We start from the raw sequence: 16,157 nt of genomic DNA, 5'->3' as shown, positions 1-16,157 counted from the left end.
CCATGAGCAAGCCATGTCCCACCTGCGTCTGATGTGGAAACGCTCCCGTCTGCTCTGGCCCGCGCTGGCCGCGTGCGCCTCGGCCTCCGCCTGGGCGGCCCCTGCGTCCATCGCGGTCCCCAACGCCGGCTTCGAAACCGCCGCCGCCACCGGCCTTCCCCAGGGCTGGACGGCGTCCGGCCAGGGCAAGGTGTCCGCCCGCACCGACGCGAAGTCGGAGGGCAGCCGCAGCCTCGTCATCGAAAGCCCCCAGGGCGGCGCGGAGACCACCGTCGTCTCCGAGTCCGTGAAGCTCCAGGTGGGCCGCCTCTACCGGCTCTCCGCCTGGGTGCGCACCCAGGGCGTGCAGGCGGACGCGCAGGCCCGCTACCCCACGGCGCTGGGCGCGTGTCTGTCCATGCAGAGCTTCCCCTTCACCAACTGCTCTCCGCCGCAGGGTGCGGACCAGAGCGGCCGGGTGCAGGTGCTGTTCTTCGCCACCACGTCCAATGACCGCGTGCGCGCGCACCTGGGCCACAACGGCAAGGCCACCGGCACCGCCTGGTTCGACGACGTGAAGCTGGAGCCGGTGGACGACATCACCCAGTACATCCCCATGGAGAGCGTGCGGTGGGCCGGCAAGGGCTTCCGCTACGACGACGGCGGCTGGGTGTACGTGCACATCGAGGGCGAGCCCTACGAGCGCGGCCGGCAGTACGGCGAGCTCGTGTCGCAGGAGATCGTCCGCTACATCGAGAAGCTGGGCATCCAGAAGGACAAGGCGGACGCCGCGAAGGGCTGGGCGCAGGTGCGCCTGCTCGCGGACTCGCTGTTCCTGCGCCGCTTCGACCCCGAGTACCTGGAGGAGATGAAGGGCATCGCCGACGGCGCCAACGTGGGCGGCGCGAAGTTCAAGGGGCCGGATGGCAAGGAGCGCGCCCTGGACGTGCTCGACGTCGTCGCCATCAACTCCGCCGTGGACCTGGGCCAGCTGGAGGACGCCAACCGCGTCACCGCGTCTCCGCTCTCCGGCCGCACCTTCCTCAAGGGCGAGGACGAGAACGGCCGGGCAGGGGAGGGCGACCACTGCTCGTCCTTCGTGGCCACCAAATCCGCGACCAAGGACGGCCGCGTCGTCATGGGCCAGATCTTCATGTGGAACGGCTACACCGGCGTCCACTGGGACGTGGTGCTGGACGTGCAGCCCACCAAGGGCCACCGCTTCGTGATGCAGACCTTCCCGGGCGGCATCCACAGCGGCTCCGACTGGATGCTCAACGACGCGGGCATCGTCATCGGTGAGACGACCGTGGGCCAGACGCCCTTCAACATCGACGGCACCCCGCAGAGCAACCGCATCCGCAAGGCCGTGCAGTACGCCAACTCCATCGACGACGTGGAGCGCATCCTCAAGGACCGCAACAACGGCCTCTACACCAACGACTGGACGCTCGCGGACACCAAGACGGACGAGGGCGCGTGCCTGCTCCTGGGCACCTCGAAGACGCGGCTGTGGCGCACCGGCAGCAAGGGCAAGGCCTCTGACACGCCCGGAAACCTCAAGGACTTCATCTGGGCCAACAACAACAACCGCGACCCGGAGGTCCGCAAGGAGTCCGTGCCCAACGCGAGCAACGCCCCGGTGGACCTGGCCTTCAACACCTGGAACCGCGACATCGCCTTCCAGGAGGCCTACGCCAAATACGGCAAGGGCGGCTTCGACGTGGACAGCGCCACGCGCATGATGGCGTCCAGCCCCATCAACCGTCCGCACGCGTGTGACGGGAAGGTCACCACCTCGGAGATGACCGAGAAGCTGATGTTCCTGGCCCACTACGGCAAGACGACGCTGCGCGAGAAGATGGTGGGCAGCCGCTGGATTCCGGACCTGCCCGGCGCCACGCCGCACCTGTCCCTGGGCTACACCGCCTTCAGCCCCATCTACGTCGCGGACCAGCTGAAGGCCGCCAAGGCCAAGCAGAAGCCGGAGCCCAAGGCGGACAGGCCCAAGCGCGACTTCGCTCGCGTGAAGGACGCGCTGTCCTTCGACGAGAAGAAGCTCTGGGCCAACACGGTGTTCCCCGCCACGGACGCGGACAACTGGTTCGGCAGCGGCTCCGCCGCGTACTGGACCCAGCTGAGGGACCTGCCGGAGGGGGATGACCTCTCCAAGGCCTTCGACGCCCAGCGCGACGCGCTCGCGGACCTCAACGCCCGCTACCTGTACGTCACGGCCCGCGAGGGCGACGTGGTGCCCACCGCCGCTCGCACGGACTACGGCCGTTATGGCCAGTACGCGGTGCCTCGCATCAAGGGCACGTACCTGCTGCACCAGCTGCGGCTGACCCTGGGCAACGCGAAGTTCGCCAAGGTGATGGGCGCGGTGCACTCGAAGTTCGCGAACAAGAAGCTCACCACCCAGGACTTCATCCGCACCGCTTCAGAGGCCGCGGGCCAGGACGTGGGGCCGTGGGTGAAGCAGTGGGTGGAGCGCGGGGGCCTGCCCGCGCCGCGCCTCACCTCCCGCGCCCAGAAGGCCAAGGAGGGATATGAGGTGACGCTGAAGGTGGACCAGTCCGGTACGCCCTGGCGCTTCGCCACGCTGGTGGAGGTGCAGACGGAGAAGGGAAGCGTGCTGGAGCGCGTGGAGGTGAAGGGTGCCAGCGACACCTTCACCGTGAAGGTCGCGGACCGGCCGGTGCGCGTGGTGTTCAACGTGGGCAACGACATCCCCGTGGCCCGCGAGCGCTACCAGACCCTGGCCAACACGCTGGATGACTGGGACAAGCTCCTCTTCGTGTACGGCTCCGCGCGACAGGTGGAGTCCATGCGCACGCTGGCGACGAACTACCGCGAGCAGCTGGCGGACGCGTCCCCGGAGCGCCTGGCCCCGCTCAAGCCGGACGCCGAGGTGACGGACGCGGAGCTGGCGGACCGCGACCTCGTGGTCTTCGGAGGCCTGGAGGACAACGGGCTCATGGCGCGCCTGGCGGCGGAGAAGAAGCTGCCGGTGGAGCTGGGCCGGCGCTACTTCCGCTGGCAGGGGAAGACGTACGGCCGCGCGGATGACGGCCTGGCCCTGGCGCTGCCCAACCCCTGGAACCCGAAGCGCACGCTGTACCTCTTCGTCGCCAACAGCGGCCTGGAGCTGTGGCACATGACGCGCTCCTTCCAGCGCGGCCTCCAGAGCTGGGCCCTGTTCCGCGCGGGCGAGGTCAGCGGCAAGGGCTTCCACGCCACCGAGGGCTTCACCCAGGAGCTGTCCGTGGACCTGCCCGCGCCCAAGCTGGGCATGCTCACCCCCTGAGCCACCGTCGCTGAAAATCCAGCAGCGCCCAGGAAGGGCCGGCGGAGCGCACCCCCGCCGGCCCTTCTTGCGTTCGCCTGCTGTCTCCCTCTGGAAACCCGGTCGATTTGACTCCGGCGCGGAGAGGGTTAAATCTCTCTTCAGAAAATGAATCGGGATTCAAAATCTGAGGCGCCCGTCAAAAAGCTGCGCTCCCGTCTGAAGGAAGCGACCGCTGATGCCATCCTGGCGGCGGCCGCGGCGGTGTTCGCTCGCGACGGCCTGCACGCGGCGAAGATGGAGTCCATCGCCGAGCAGGCAGGCGTGTCGGTGGGGACGCTCTACAACCACTTCACCGACCGCGCGGCCCTGCTGGACGCGCTGCGCGCGAAGCGGCGGCAGTTGATGCTGGACCGGCTGGACGCGGCCCTGGCCCCCGTGGCGGAGCGGCCCGCGCGTGAACAGCTCCGCGCCTTCGTGACGGCGCTGTTCGCCCACGCGGCGGAGCGCGACGCGTTCGTGCGGGTGCTGGTGCAGCTGCCGGAGGACCCGGCGCGCAAGAGCCGCATCCTGGCGGAGCTCAGCCGGCGCGTGGCGGGCATCATCGACCGCGGCATCCAGGCCGGGGAGGTCCGCGCGGAAGGGCGCGCGTTCTACCCGAATCTCCTGATGGGAATGGTGCGCGGCGCATTGGACCGCCTGCGCGAGGACGACGCCGCGAACCCTCCGGCAGCCGCCTGGGCGGAGGAGATCCTCCGCGTCTTCTTGAAGGGCATCGAGGTCGACTGACATGGCGACAGCCGTCGCGACACCGGAGGTCCTGGCGCAAGCCACGCCCAAGGCCCCCGTCAACAAGTGGCTCGTCACCCTGTCGGTGACGTTCGGCACGCTGATGGGCGCCATCGACTCGTCCATCGTGAACGTGGCGCTGCCGCAGATCCGCGGCGCTGTGGGCGCCACGGTGCAGGAGATCACCTGGGCCACCACCGGCTTCGTCATCGCCACGGTGATGGTGATGCCGCTCACGGGCTTCCTGGGCCGCATGTTCGGCCAGAAGCGCGTGTACCTGGCGTGTCTGGTGCTCTTCGTCGCGGGCTCGTTCCTGTGCGGGTTCGCGTGGAACCTGCCCACGCTGGTGCTCTTCCGCTTCCTGCAAGGGCTGGGGGCCGGCGCGTTGCAACCCACCGAGCAGGCCATCCTCCGCCAGACGTTCCCGCCCAAGGAGCAGGGCACCGCGATGGCCATCTTCGGCATGGCCGTGATGGTGGGCCCGGCCATTGGCCCCACGCTGGGCGGCTACATCGTGGACAACTGGCACTGGTCCTGGATCTTCTTCATCAACGTGCCCGTGGGCATCCTGGGCTTCTTCATGGTGGCCCGCTTCGTCCAGGAGGACGAACAGCTGCGCGCCACCGCGCGCCAGGAGGCCGAGAAGCAGCGCAAGCACATGGACTGGTCCGGCATCACGCTGCTCTGCATGGGCCTGGCCACGCTCCAGTACTTCCTGGAAGAGGGACAGGCGGATGACTGGTTCGAGTCCCCCGTCATCGTCATCTGCGCGCTGCTCTCCGCCACGTGCCTCATCGCCTTCGTCATCCGCGAGCTGACCGCGGAGGCGCCCGCGGTGAACCTGCGGCTGTTCAAGGACCCGGTGTTCGCGTCCGGCACTCTCCTGGGCGCGCTGGTGTTCGCGGTGCTCATGGCCAGCATGTTCCTCTTGCCGGTGTTCATGCAGGAGCTGCTGGGCTTCACCGCGACGCAGTCCGGCTTCTCGCTGATGCCTCGCACGCTGGTGATGATGTTGATGATGCCCATCGTCGGGCGGCTGTACGGCAAGGTGCCGGCGCGGGTGTTGGTGGGGATAGGCATCGTGTTCGCGGGCTTTGGCGCGTACGAGATGAGCCACTTCTCGCTCGCGACGGGCTCCAACAACATCATCGCGGCCATCGCGTTGCAGGGCGTGGGCTTCAGCCTGATGTTCGTGCCGCTCAGCGCCACGGCGCTCGGCAGCATCCCGCGCGAGCGGATGGCGGACGCGACGGGCCTCAACTCGCTCTTGCGCCAGATTGGCGGGTCGGTGGGCCTGGCCATCTTCACCACGCTGCTGTCGCGCTACACCGTGCTGTCCAAGGCCTCCATCGCGGCGCACCTGAACCCGGAGCGGTGGGAGGTGGCCAGCCGCATGGCCGCCACCCAGAAGGGGCTCATGCAGCACGGCCTGGACGCCGCGAGCGCCAGCATGGCCAGCCTGCAGCTGATGGTGGGCAACGTGTCGCGGCAGGCCATGGTGCTCGCGTTCGACAAGCTCTTCGTACTGGCGGCGCTGATGTTCGTGGTGGTGCTGCCGCTCATCTACTTCCTCAAGGACCCCCCGAGCGTCGGGGGCTCCCACGAGAAACCGCACATCGACGTGGAGATTTGAGACATGGCAACGACAACGACAGCTCCCCAACTCGTCCCTGAAGCGGCGCCCGCGCCCGCCTCCGCGGCGCAGGCGAAGCGCGGCAAGCGGGGCTTCCTCATCCTCGGCGGTGTCGTGGCGGCCATCGTGCTGTCCATTGGCGGCTTCAAGGTCGTCACGGCCGGGCAGGAGACCACCGACGACGCGCAGGTGGAGGCGGACGTGGTGCCCCTGGCCGCGCGTGTGTCCGGCCCCGTGGTGAAGGTGGCCGTGCTGGATAACGCCACCGTGCACCAGGGCGACGTGCTCCTTCAAATCGACCCGCGCCCGTACGAGGCGCGCGTGAAGCAGGCGGAAGCCGAGCTGGAGTCCGCGCGAGCCCAGGCCGCCGCGGCGGACGCGCAGGCCACGGTGGCGGAGGCGGGCGCGAAGGGCGGCCTCTCCAGCGCGAAGGCGCTCGTGTCCACGAGCACGTCCGCGGTGAGCGGCGCCCAGGCGCAGGTGGCGGCGGCCCGCGCGGCGCTGACCCGCGCGGAGGCCCAGGCCCGCAAGGCCACGTTGGATCTGGAGCGCACCCAGAGCCTGCGCCAGCAGAACGTGGTGGCGCAGAGCGCGCTGGATGACGCGCGGACGGCCCACGAGACGGCGCAGGCCGCGCTCGAAGGTGCCCGCGCGCAGCTCGCCCTGGCGGAGGAGGGCCGGCGCACCGCGGAGAGCAGGGTGGCGGAGGCCAGGGGGCAGCTCGACGTGAGCGCTCCCATCGACGAGAAGATCGCCGCCGCCCAGGCCAACGCGTCGCTGGCGCACGCGCGGGTGAAGGGCGCGGAGGCCGCGCTCGACCAGGCGAAGCTCCAACTGGAGGACACGCGCATCGTGGCCCCGGCGGACGGCCAGGTGTCCAAGCTGTCCGTGCACGCGGGCCAGCTGCTCACCCCCGGCCAGGCCGTGGCGGAGCTGGTGCCCACGACGACCTACGTGGTGGCCAACTTCAAGGAGACGCAGGTGGGCCACATGCAGCCCGGTCAGCGCGTGGAGGTGGAGCTGGACGCCTTCTCCGGTGAGAAGCTGGAGGGCAGGGTGGAGAGCCTGTCCGGCGGCACCGGCGCCCGCTTCTCCCTGCTGCCGCCCGACAACGCGTCCGGCAACTTCGTGAAGGTGGTGCAGCGCGTGCCCGTGCGCATCTCCTGGGTGCACCCGCCGCAAGGCCTGGCCCTGCGCGCCGGCCTCTCCGCCGACGTGACGGTGCACACGAAGTAGCCCCCCAGCCTGAAGCCCCACACCCCGGCGCCGCGCCCCGCACAGGGACGCGGCGCTTCTTTTTGACCCGAAGGGGGGCTGACACGTCAGGGGCAATGATTGACGCGTCAAGGGCCACGTCTGGCACGGCGGAAGATGGCCTCTGTCTGGAAAAGCTCGCGGTTCCTGGAATTCCGGCGGTTGCACGGCTGGGAGTGTGTCTTGCATCAGCTCCTCCTCCACCGCGAGGAGCAAAGGCATGAGCACGACCTACAAGATTCACCCGGCCATCGGCGTGGCCCGCGTCGGAGACAGCGAGGACTATTACCTGGGGCCCGAGGAGGCAGGAGGACTGCCGCTGGAGGTAGGGGGCGGCAGCGTGACCCGGTTTCGCGACGCCAGCCTGGCGGTGCGCAGGCAGGCGGCGCGCTTTCAAATCCACGCCTATGACTCGCCCGGCTCGAACGGGCGCAGGGTCCAGCCGGGGGAGGGCGGAATCAAAGACATCCGCTGGACGGTCCACCTGGCCAACAAGAAGTCCGCCTGGTACGAGTTCCGGCAGCAGCAGGGCGCGGACGGCACCTACGCCGTCGACCACCCGCTGCGAAATCCTCGCACCGTGGGGGATGCCCGCAACGCGCTCATCCTCGATGCGGGGGCGCGCACCGTCGCCTGCCTTGGCAGCGCGGGCTGCCCCACCACCGTGGAGTGTGAGCTGCTCGCGGCGTCGGCCCGCCCTGCGGGACTCCTCCCCGAAGGTAGCGACATCACCACCCTGGGGAAGCTCGTCACGGATGCCCGGGGCTACCTCCACGCGGTGGGCGGCTATGGCAGGTCCGGTGTGTCAGTCCGCTATGACATCACCAGCGATCTGCTGGAGAGCTGGCAGCGGCACCACACGCTGGAAGACGTCAAATGCCTGCACGACAAGGCGCAGGACATCCTCGTCGCGCTGAAGGCCATCGCGGACATCGGCTACGACACCCAGGATGCGTTCGACGCCGCCGTCGACTCCGTCCTCGCGGAGCCCAGTCTGGGGCTCTCGTCCGAACAGAAGACCGCCGCGAAGGGGTTCATCGACATGAACGCCTACCCCCAGCCCCGGCTGGACACGTACGCCAACAACTCCTTCTGGTGGGATGACGTCTCGGATGGGCCCGTCACCGCGACGCTGGTCATGGAGGACGACTCCGAGCACGAGGTGGAGTTCCCCGCGTGGGTGGTGGTGGGGCCCCCCGGGTACGCGCCGCAGATCCTCAACGTCATCACGCTCTACGACACGCTCTTCGACACCTTCGTCACCCAGCGGGGGCTCGTCCCCGGGCTCTACCAGAACGGGCAGTTCCAGCAGGACTACACGCCCAACTTCCAGGCGGAGCTCCTCCCCATCCTGAGCCGCCCCGCCGCCTATCAGTGGGTCGCTGACGTGGGCCCGCAGGGCAATGGCAGACACGACTCCTTCCAGGGCGGCAACCTGGGCCCCCGTTTCCTTCAAAAGATCCGGAACCCCGACGACGTCAACGGGCCGACGCCGGACCTCATGCCGAAGATGGCGGGCGACAACCCCATCTCCGAAACCCTCCCCCGGAAGTTCCTGAGCCTCACGCGGACCCAGTACTTCCTCCTCCAGCAATACAGCGCGGGCAAGGTCGACCACTCGCCCCCCGCGTCCCCCGCGTCGGAGGGCGCGCGGTTGGACCGCGCCGTGCTGGAGAACTGCGTGGGCGGCGCGTTCTGCCCGGGCATCGAGATGACGTGGATTGCCCGGGACGCGAACTTCTTCCAGGACGACCCGGCCGCGGGCTTCCGCTTCAAGCACCGCGACAGGCCCAGGGACCAGCCGCTCCAGTGGAACATCAACCCGCACGACGGGCTGGGCCTGGAGCCGGGGGATGCCAGCAAGTACATGGCGCTGCCCTGGCAGGCCGACTTCAACGAGTGCTCCAACCAGACCGTCCAGGGGACGTCGCTCTGGTGGTGGCCCGCCCAGCGGCCCTACTTCGTGAGCTACCTGGGAGAAGACCAGCAATGGCACCAGGACTACTGGACGCGTCCGACGGACATCAACTTCGACACGGACGAGGACATGGTCTTCCACTGGAAGGAGCTGGGCTTCGTCCTCAAGCGGTCGGATGCCCCCGTCTCCCTGCAGGGCCCCGAGGCCGCGCCAGGAAATCCGCCCGCGCCCACGTTCATCGAGGTGGAGCGGACGTACGCGCCCGCCTCGGGCCAAGAGGAACCGGCCCTCGCCAAGGTGGCCAACTCGTGAGCGAGGACTCCTGCGACGTGGCCATCATCGGCGGTGGCCCCGCGGGCGCGGCCCTGGCCGTGGCCTTGCGGAGGCGGGCGCCGTCGCTCTCCGTCACCCTGGTCGAGCGAACCACCTATGACGCCCCCCGGCTGGGAGAGACCCTTCCTCCAGACGTCCGCCTGCCGCTGTCCCGGTTGGGTGTCTGGGAAGGCTTCCTGCGCGACGGACACCTGGCCTCCCGCGGCACGTCGTCATGCTGGGGCAGGGCGGAGCCGGGCTTCCATGACACGATGATGTCCCCCTGGGGCTCCGCCTGGCATCTGGACCGGGCGCGCTTCGACGAACGGCTGAGCCTCGAAGCCTTCCGGCAAGGCGCTCGGGTGCTTCGAGCGGCGACCCTGGTGGATTCGGAGTCCCTGGGGCGCAGCGGCTACCGGCTCCGCCTGGCCCATGGGGCAGCAGACCCCAGCACGCTGCGGGCACGCTTCGTCGTGGACGCCACGGGAGGCAAGGCCACCTTCGCCTCGGCACGCGGCGCGCGGCGGCTCGTGAGCGACCGCTGCTTCGCCGTGTATGGCGCCTTCCAGCTTCCGGGCGACGCGGCCTTCCCCACTCATGCGCTGGTGGAGGCCTGCCCGGAGGGCTGGTGGTACTCGGCGCTGCTGCCGAGGGGGCGGGTCGTCGTCGCGCTCATCGGCGATGGCGACTCCTTGCGCGGCCTTCGCTGGGCCACGCCCGCTTCCTGGATGAACCTGCTGAGGCAGGCGCCGGCGACCCGGGCGCGGCTGGACGTCTGTGATTTCGCCGGCGAGGCGCTCGTCGCGGTGCCCGTGCTCGTCGGACAGTTGGACCGGGCGCGGGGGGAGCAGTGGCTCGCCGTGGGCGACGCGGCCTGCACCTATGATCCGCTGTCCTCCCAGGGCATCACCAAGGCGTTGGACTCCGCGCTCCTGGCCGCCGACGCGCTGGAGCGCTGCCTGCGCGGCGACGCGGACGCGCTCCAGGACTACGAGTCCACGCTGAACACGCGGTTCCAGGACCATCAACGCACCCGCGCGGCCTACTACCGCCAGGAGCAGCGGTGGCCCCAGGCCCCCTTCTGGAAGAACCGGTGGGAGGCCTTGCCCGCTCCCGCCGCGCCCCCAGCGCAGCTCCTCCGCCCCCATTCCACCGAGGTGAACCCATGAAGACGAGGTATGTGATTGTCACGGCGGGCGCCGTGCTCGCCATCGCGGCCGCGGTGGTCGTGCGGAGCCAGGCGCCCAAACCCGTGGTCCTGGCCACGAGCGGCAGCGGAGGGGATGGCCTCGTCCCTCCGCCCTATCCCGTGTTCCCGCGAGGCAATGCCCTGCTCAAGCCCCTCGCCGAGTCCAGCGACGAGGCCCAGGCCTTCCTGAAGTTCTATTCGACGCAGCTGGGCGTTCAGCTGCCCAGGATCCAGAGCGGCGACCTCGTCAAGCTGCCGCCCCGGAACCTGGACATCGCGCACAACGGGCTGAACCTTGGCAGCCAGGACTTCAACTCCTCCCTGGTGTGCCAGTCCTGCCATGACTCGGATTGGAAGGCCGAGAAGAGCGACCTGCCGGAGATGGCGTTCTGGCAACAGCCCACGGTCAGCAGCCTCTGGCCGAGCGGCGGGGACCCCATGAACCTGACCGCCAACTGGTCCCCCTTCGGAGACTGGAGCGCCTCCATCAAGGCGCTGGCGGGCCGGGACCCTGTCTTCCTTGCCCAGGTGGAGACGACCCGTTCGCTGTCGCCGCACCAGCACTATCAGGTGGACCAGCTCTGTATGCGATGCCACTCCCCCCTGGCGGAGCGCCAGGCCCTGGCCAACAACGCCCCGTTCGACCACTACACCCTCTACGCGACGCCAGAGGGAGCGCCCTACAAGAACCCGTTCCCCTCGACCCCCGAGGCGGGTTCGCAATACGCGACCTACGGCGCGCTGGCCCGGGACGGACTCTCCTGCGCCGTCTGTCATTCCATGGCGCCCAAGGAGGGCCAGCCCTGGAACGGCACCGACTACAGCCTCTTCTACGGCTCCGACGGAGACCTCTTCGGCGCGACCGTGTCGGACCGGCTGGTCAGCGCGGAGGAGAAGAAGACGCTCACGCCGCCGTCCTTCCCCTTCACCTCGTCCATGAACCTGCACCCCGGCGCCATCCTCGGGCCTGACTTCGGCCTCAACGCGAAGCCCATGGCCGCCGCGGGGGTGAGCCTGGAGACCGCGGCGCACGTGGACGGACACAGCTACCTGCGCGACTCCATGGTCTGCGGCGCCTGCCACGTCGTCATCCTCCCCAAGGTCCCCACCAACTACAGGCCCGGCATGCCCATCTCCGAAGCGAGCGAAGGCTACGAGCGCCCCGCGAGCTGCGACGCCAGCCAGACGACCTTCGACGCCAACGGTAACTTCACGAAGGACCCCTGCGTCGCGCTCGCCTATGAGCAGACCACCTACTTCGAGTGGCTCAACAGCGGCTACCCCGACTCCAAGACGACGTGCCAGGGCTGCCACATGCCGCTCACCTCGCCGTCATCCCCCCACGACAACCGCGTGTACGTGGCGCAGTACAACGACGACCTGGACCCGTTCTACCAGGGCAGCCCGCCCCCGGTGGCGCGCGAATACAACCGGCACACGCTGCTGGGCATCAACCTGTTCGTCCACGAGATGTTCCAGCAGTTCCCGGACGTGCTCGGGCTGGACTTCTACCTGTCGGCGGACTCACGCGTCCCGCCCTATCTCCAATCCCCAGACATCCTGAACCGCACGCCCAACCTCGTCCCCAACCCGGGCGCCGAGGATGGCAACACGGCGGGCTGGAGCGAGCACAGCGCCATCGCCGCCGTCCAGAAGCTCACGGGCGACGAGGGACGCTCCATCCGCCCGAGCCACGGCCGCTACTTCTTCCAGCTCAAGGAGGGCAGCGCGACGCTGAGCATCGACCTCGGCCGCTACCAGGACGCCCTCCAGAAGGGCGGTGGCAAGACGACCCTCCTCTGGGGCGCCACCGCCTGGTGCGACCAGTTCTCGTGCGGCGAGCTCGTCGTGCGCACCTTCAACGCGCAAGGCGTCGCGGCGTCCACGACCCCTCCGCTCGCGGTCGACCCGGGACAGTCGAGGTGGCAGGCACGTCAGGCGACCATGGCCCTGGGCACGGACGTCCAGCGGCTGGAGCTTGGCTTCACCGGCCGGAGTGGCGAGGTGCTCCTCCTAGATGACCTCTTCCTCGCCCTGCGCTTCCCGGATGGCACCGTCGCACCGCTGACGGATGCCAGGCGCAACTACGTGGTCGCGCAGAACCTGCTCAACGCCGAGCAGTCCATCCTGGACCTCGCGTACAGCACGGCCCAGGGCTCCTACAATCCACGGCTCCCCGCCGTGCAGATCTCCCTGGGGAACATGTCCACCGACAACGGCATGCTGAGCGTCCCCGTCACCCTCCTCAACAACGCAGGGCACAAGTTCCCCAGCGGCGCGGGCTTCCGCCGGGCCTTCATCCAGTTCGAGGTCCTGGACGCGTCCGGCAAGGCGCTCTGGGCGTCGGGACAACCCAACGCGCAAGGCGCCATCTGCAATGGCCCCTGCAATGCCAGTGGCGACAACATCCTCGCGGGCGAGTTCTCGTCCGACCCCGGCCAGCTCCAGCCGCACTACCAGACGCTCCAGCGGCAGGATCAGGTCCAAATCTACGAGACCCGCGTCATGGACGACGCCAAGAAGGTCACCAGCCTGGAGCTCCAGCAGTTCAAGGACCTGAAGGACAACCGGATCCTCCCCGCGGGCTGGAAGCCGCCGAGCCTGCGCAAGGGCGGCGAGCTTCAGCTGGGGCTGGACCTCTACCAGCTGGCGCGGATCACCATGCCCCTGAGCGAGGTCCAGGGAACCCAGCCTGGCATCGAGAGTGATCCGGACTACCCCAGCGACAGCCAGCCCCGGGAGGCCGAGGGCGAGGACACGCTGGTGTACCAGGTACCCCTGTCGGAGATTCCTTCGTGGGCCTCCATCCGGGTCCGGCTGAACTACCAGAGCATCCCTCCGGGCTATCTCGGCGCGCGGTTCAAGGACGCGCTCCAGGGAAACCAGCAGCCGGGGCCCGCCATGAGCCGGCTCATCTACATGAGCAGCCACCTCAACACGAAGACATCCATTCAGGGCCAGACCTATGGCGCAACCCAGCCCACGGAGGTCATGAACAACTGGTCCATGGTCCTGGGTGAGGCCCGCGTGACGAAGCGCTGAAGCACCGCGGCATCAACGAAAACGGCCACCGGCTCTCAAGAGCCGGTGGCCGCTTTCACTTCTCCATGCGCCCTGTGCCGCTCAGCGGAAGACGGTGGTGTGGGAGCCGAGCACGATGCCGCGCTTGCCCGCCAGCGCCTTGCTCCGCTCGGGGGTCATCCCCAGCTGCTCCGGCGTGAAGAGCCGGCCGTAGAGCCGGTGGTCGGAGGAGACGAACGGGAGGACCCGGACCGTGATGGACATCCCCGGATTCGGAGCGAGGTTGTTGGACCAATACGAATAGTCGATGGTCGTCTTGTAGTTGGCCGGCACGAGGCAGTCGATCCCCGTGTGCCAGTTGGTGTTGCCATCCTGGTCCGGAAGCGTCTTGCCCACCGGGGTCGCGTCCATGCGGATGAGGGGCGAAGGCCCCGGCGTCCCCGCGGAGAAGGAGACGCTCGCGCCCGGGGGGACGTTCACGCACTTGATGTCGAAGGTCACCATTGCCGAGGTGGAGCCCTGCTCGAAGGCGATGCCCTTGGTCGTGTAGTCCGGCTTGTTTGCGTCCACGATGGTGACGTTCCGCCAGCCGAATCCCGGGTTGTCCAGGATGAACTCCGTCAGCTGATCCATGTTCCCCACGGCCGTGGTGGGAATCGGGTCCGGGTGCGTCGCGGTCGAGACCCGGGAGATGAGGCAGTAATGGTCCGGGGTGGGGGCCCTCCAGACGAACGGGTTGTCCGTCACGGCGATCCTGCCGCTGTCTGCCTTGATGATGTTCTTGTTGCCGTTGTCGACGTTCTTGTCGCTGGTCTGCAACTCATTGCCCGCCCACAAGTAGGGGTACAAGAGCAGGTTCGCCGGCACGGCATACAGCGACACGCTCCCGGACCGGGCTTCACCGGCCAGGTTCTTGGCGCGCAGGTAGATGTAGTTGTCGCCGCTCTCGATCAGGTTCTGCCCCACGTCCGAGCTGTAGTTCCCGGTGAAGAACTCCGCCGGATTGGGCGTGGGACCGAGGCCCTGGGGGATGATGTCCGGCGATTGATAGGCAATCGTGTTGGTCGGCTCGTTCCCGAAGTTGCGCTCACCGGTGTCACCGGTGTTCACACGGAAGAACAAGTCATTGTACTGGGTCATGGGTGTCCACCTTGGTTTGGGTGACTTTCCCCGTGAGGCGTGGCTCGCGGGGCTGCGGCCCCGCAAGTGCAGCCTCAATGCCAAGGATGTTCGAACCCCAACTGGCTGGAACCATTCGGGCGGCCCGGCGAAGCGGTGGGCCTTCGCCACGACCCTGACGTGGCAGGCACAGGGGCTGACGTGTCAGCCCGCATGCCATCAGCGCGTGACGGCCGGCTCCACGTCCGCGCTGTTCGTCACCAGGACCCGCCGCCTCGCGCCGCGCTGCCGGCAGGGGCCAGGGCGCTCACGCGGTGGCGGGGGCCGCGGCGGGCTTCTTGCGCAGGAAGAGCACGAAGATGATCGCCACGATGCTGATGCCCACCAGGGTAATCAGCCCGTCCGCCGCGATGGTGGCGCGCGTGCCGATGCCGCGGAACTCCGACGCGTGCCCGTCCAGCGCCGTCGTGTAGCTGATGGCGAAGTTGGAGGCCGCGACGAAGAGCGAGTACTTCGTCGTCACCGCCGCGCCGTCGCTCACCATCTCCAGCACCATGCCGGCGAAGGCCGCGAAGCCCGCGCCGTTCGCGAAGCTGTACGCGAGCGAGCCCCAGATGTACGTGTCAGTCGTCATGGGCCCCGCCGCCATGGCGAACGCGGCCATCGCGGTGGCCCCGCCCATCAGCGCGTACGCGAGCTTGCGGTTCATCCGGTCCGACAGCCAGCCGCCCATCAGCGAGCCCACCGCGCCGGTGACGGCCATGCCCGGGCCGTTCACCATCTCCACCGTGTGCTCCGGCACCTGGTACGCGCCCGCCATCGCGCTGAAGAGGTTGCTGAGCGCGCCGCAGCTCACCGGCGCAAGGCACAGCACCAGCATGATGAGCCCGTCGCGGCTGAACGCCGTCTTCACCAGGTCCATCACGATGCTCTTCACCCGGTCCACCGCCGCCTTGAACAGCGGCCCGGTGGGCACGGCGGAGGGGTCATGCCGCTCGGTGATCCAGAAGATGCCCGCGCCGCTCGCCAGCACCAGCGTGGCCAGCACGATGCCCGCCACCTGCCGGGAGAACTGGGTCGCCAGGAAGATGGCCAGCGCGCCCATCATCGCGGTGGAGCCCACGTTGCCCGCCATCTGCCAGCCGCCCGTGCGCCCCTTGTCGGACGGCTTGGACGTCGTGGCCATCAGCCCGTTGAGCGCCGCGTGCGCCGTCGTCGCCGCGGCCTGCAACGCCGTGAGCAGCAGCGTGAAGACGCCCAGGTGCCGCGCGGGCTCCGGGAACATCGCGCACGCCAGGAGCAGCAGCGCGGTGAGCAGCGTGCTCACGCCGTACCAGACGCGGCGCCACGGCCCCAGGTCGATGAGCGGCACCCACAACAGCTTCCACGCGTGCGGTGAGAACGCCGTGCCGGACAGCACGCCAATCTCCGCCAGCGGCATCCCGTCCTTCGCCAGCCAGTACGGCACCGCCGTCTGCAGGTAGCCCACCGCGGCGCCGAACTGCACCTCCAAGAGGCCGAACAGCGGGGGCCAGGCCCAGCGCGGTTCCTCGGCGGGAGCGGTGGCCGGAAGGGCGGTCTCTTGTTCAATCAAGGGCGACACCTACAGGGGAGGACAGGGGAGGGTGGGATTCTAGACACCTCTGGCGTCCTGAAC

Annotated in this window: 9 protein-coding genes; 7 read left to right on the top strand and 2 right to left on the bottom strand. The window is 68.8% G+C overall.

Features of this window, described 5'->3' with window-relative positions; genetic code table 11:
• The first annotated feature begins 13 nt into the window (after positions 1–13).
• The 7 genes from D7W82_RS13390 to D7W82_RS13360 all read left to right on the top strand — a co-directional run bounded on the left by D7W82_RS13390 (position 14) and on the right by D7W82_RS13360 (position 13,402).
• Positions 14–3,286 carry a C45 family autoproteolytic acyltransferase/hydolase gene (locus D7W82_RS13390; RefSeq protein ID WP_120618724.1) on the top strand — a complete coding sequence of 1,091 codons (3,273 nt, stop codon included), beginning with the start codon at positions 14–16 and terminating at the stop codon, positions 3,284–3,286.
• A gap of 147 nt (positions 3,287–3,433) precedes the next feature.
• The gene (locus D7W82_RS13385) at positions 3,434–4,054 is read left to right on the top strand and encodes a TetR/AcrR family transcriptional regulator (RefSeq protein WP_120618723.1); all 621 of its coding nucleotides are present in this window, start codon (positions 3,434–3,436) and stop codon (positions 4,052–4,054) included.
• 1 nt (position 4,055) lies between these two features.
• Positions 4,056–5,687: a DHA2 family efflux MFS transporter permease subunit gene (locus D7W82_RS13380; protein WP_120618722.1), complete on the top strand. Its 1,632-nt coding sequence runs from the start codon at positions 4,056–4,058 to the stop codon at positions 5,685–5,687.
• A 3-nt stretch (positions 5,688–5,690) separates the two neighbouring features.
• Positions 5,691–6,923, top strand: a complete 1,233-nt coding sequence (locus D7W82_RS13375; protein WP_120618721.1) for an HlyD family secretion protein — start codon at positions 5,691–5,693, stop codon at positions 6,921–6,923.
• A 238-nt stretch (positions 6,924–7,161) separates the two neighbouring features.
• Positions 7,162–9,171: a LodA/GoxA family CTQ-dependent oxidase gene (locus tag D7W82_RS13370; protein ID WP_120618720.1), complete on the top strand. Its 2,010-nt coding sequence runs from the start codon at positions 7,162–7,164 to the stop codon at positions 9,169–9,171.
• Positions 9,168–10,340 (top strand): tryptophan 7-halogenase, encoded by a 1,173-nt coding sequence (locus tag D7W82_RS13365; protein WP_120618719.1) that lies wholly within the window; start codon positions 9,168–9,170, stop codon positions 10,338–10,340. The genes D7W82_RS13370 and D7W82_RS13365 overlap by 4 nt, the downstream gene beginning before the upstream one ends.
• Positions 10,337–13,402, top strand: coding sequence for a hypothetical protein (locus tag D7W82_RS13360; protein ID WP_147439313.1), 3,066 nt, complete (start codon positions 10,337–10,339; stop codon positions 13,400–13,402). Before D7W82_RS13365 ends, D7W82_RS13360 begins: the two co-directional genes overlap by 4 nt.
• Before the next feature lie 81 nt (positions 13,403–13,483).
• On the opposite strand, the gene D7W82_RS13355 is transcribed toward D7W82_RS13360, so the two are convergent.
• Entirely contained in the window at positions 13,484–14,521 is a 1,038-nt protein-coding gene (locus tag D7W82_RS13355) for a hypothetical protein (RefSeq protein WP_120618717.1), read from the bottom strand.
• A gap of 286 nt (positions 14,522–14,807) precedes the next feature.
• Positions 14,808–16,103 (bottom strand): MFS transporter, encoded by a 1,296-nt coding sequence (locus tag D7W82_RS13350; RefSeq protein WP_233587494.1) that lies wholly within the window; start codon positions 16,101–16,103, stop codon positions 14,808–14,810.
• Positions 16,104–16,157: the final 54 nt, after the last annotated feature.

It is taken from the genome of Corallococcus sp. CA049B, assembly GCF_003611685.1.
GTDB lineage: Bacteria > Myxococcota > Myxococcia > Myxococcales > Myxococcaceae > Corallococcus > Corallococcus coralloides.
The sequence above is the reverse complement of the archived record's forward strand: the minus strand, read 5'-3'. Positions and strand labels throughout refer to the sequence as shown.

Coding starts and splice junctions, on each gene's coding strand:
- D7W82_RS13390 (WP_120618724.1), top strand. CDS start 14: ATGTCCCACCTGCGTCTGATGTGGAAACGCTCCCGTCTGCTCTGGCCC.
- D7W82_RS13355 (WP_120618717.1), bottom strand. CDS start 14,521: ATGACCCAGTACAATGACTTGTTCTTCCGTGTGAACACCGGTGACACC.
- D7W82_RS13380 (WP_120618722.1), top strand. CDS start 4,056: ATGGCGACAGCCGTCGCGACACCGGAGGTCCTGGCGCAAGCCACGCCC.
- D7W82_RS13360 (WP_147439313.1), top strand. CDS start 10,337: ATGAAGACGAGGTATGTGATTGTCACGGCGGGCGCCGTGCTCGCCATC.
- D7W82_RS13370 (WP_120618720.1), top strand. CDS start 7,162: ATGAGCACGACCTACAAGATTCACCCGGCCATCGGCGTGGCCCGCGTC.
- D7W82_RS13375 (WP_120618721.1), top strand. CDS start 5,691: ATGGCAACGACAACGACAGCTCCCCAACTCGTCCCTGAAGCGGCGCCC.
- D7W82_RS13385 (WP_120618723.1), top strand. CDS start 3,434: ATGAATCGGGATTCAAAATCTGAGGCGCCCGTCAAAAAGCTGCGCTCC.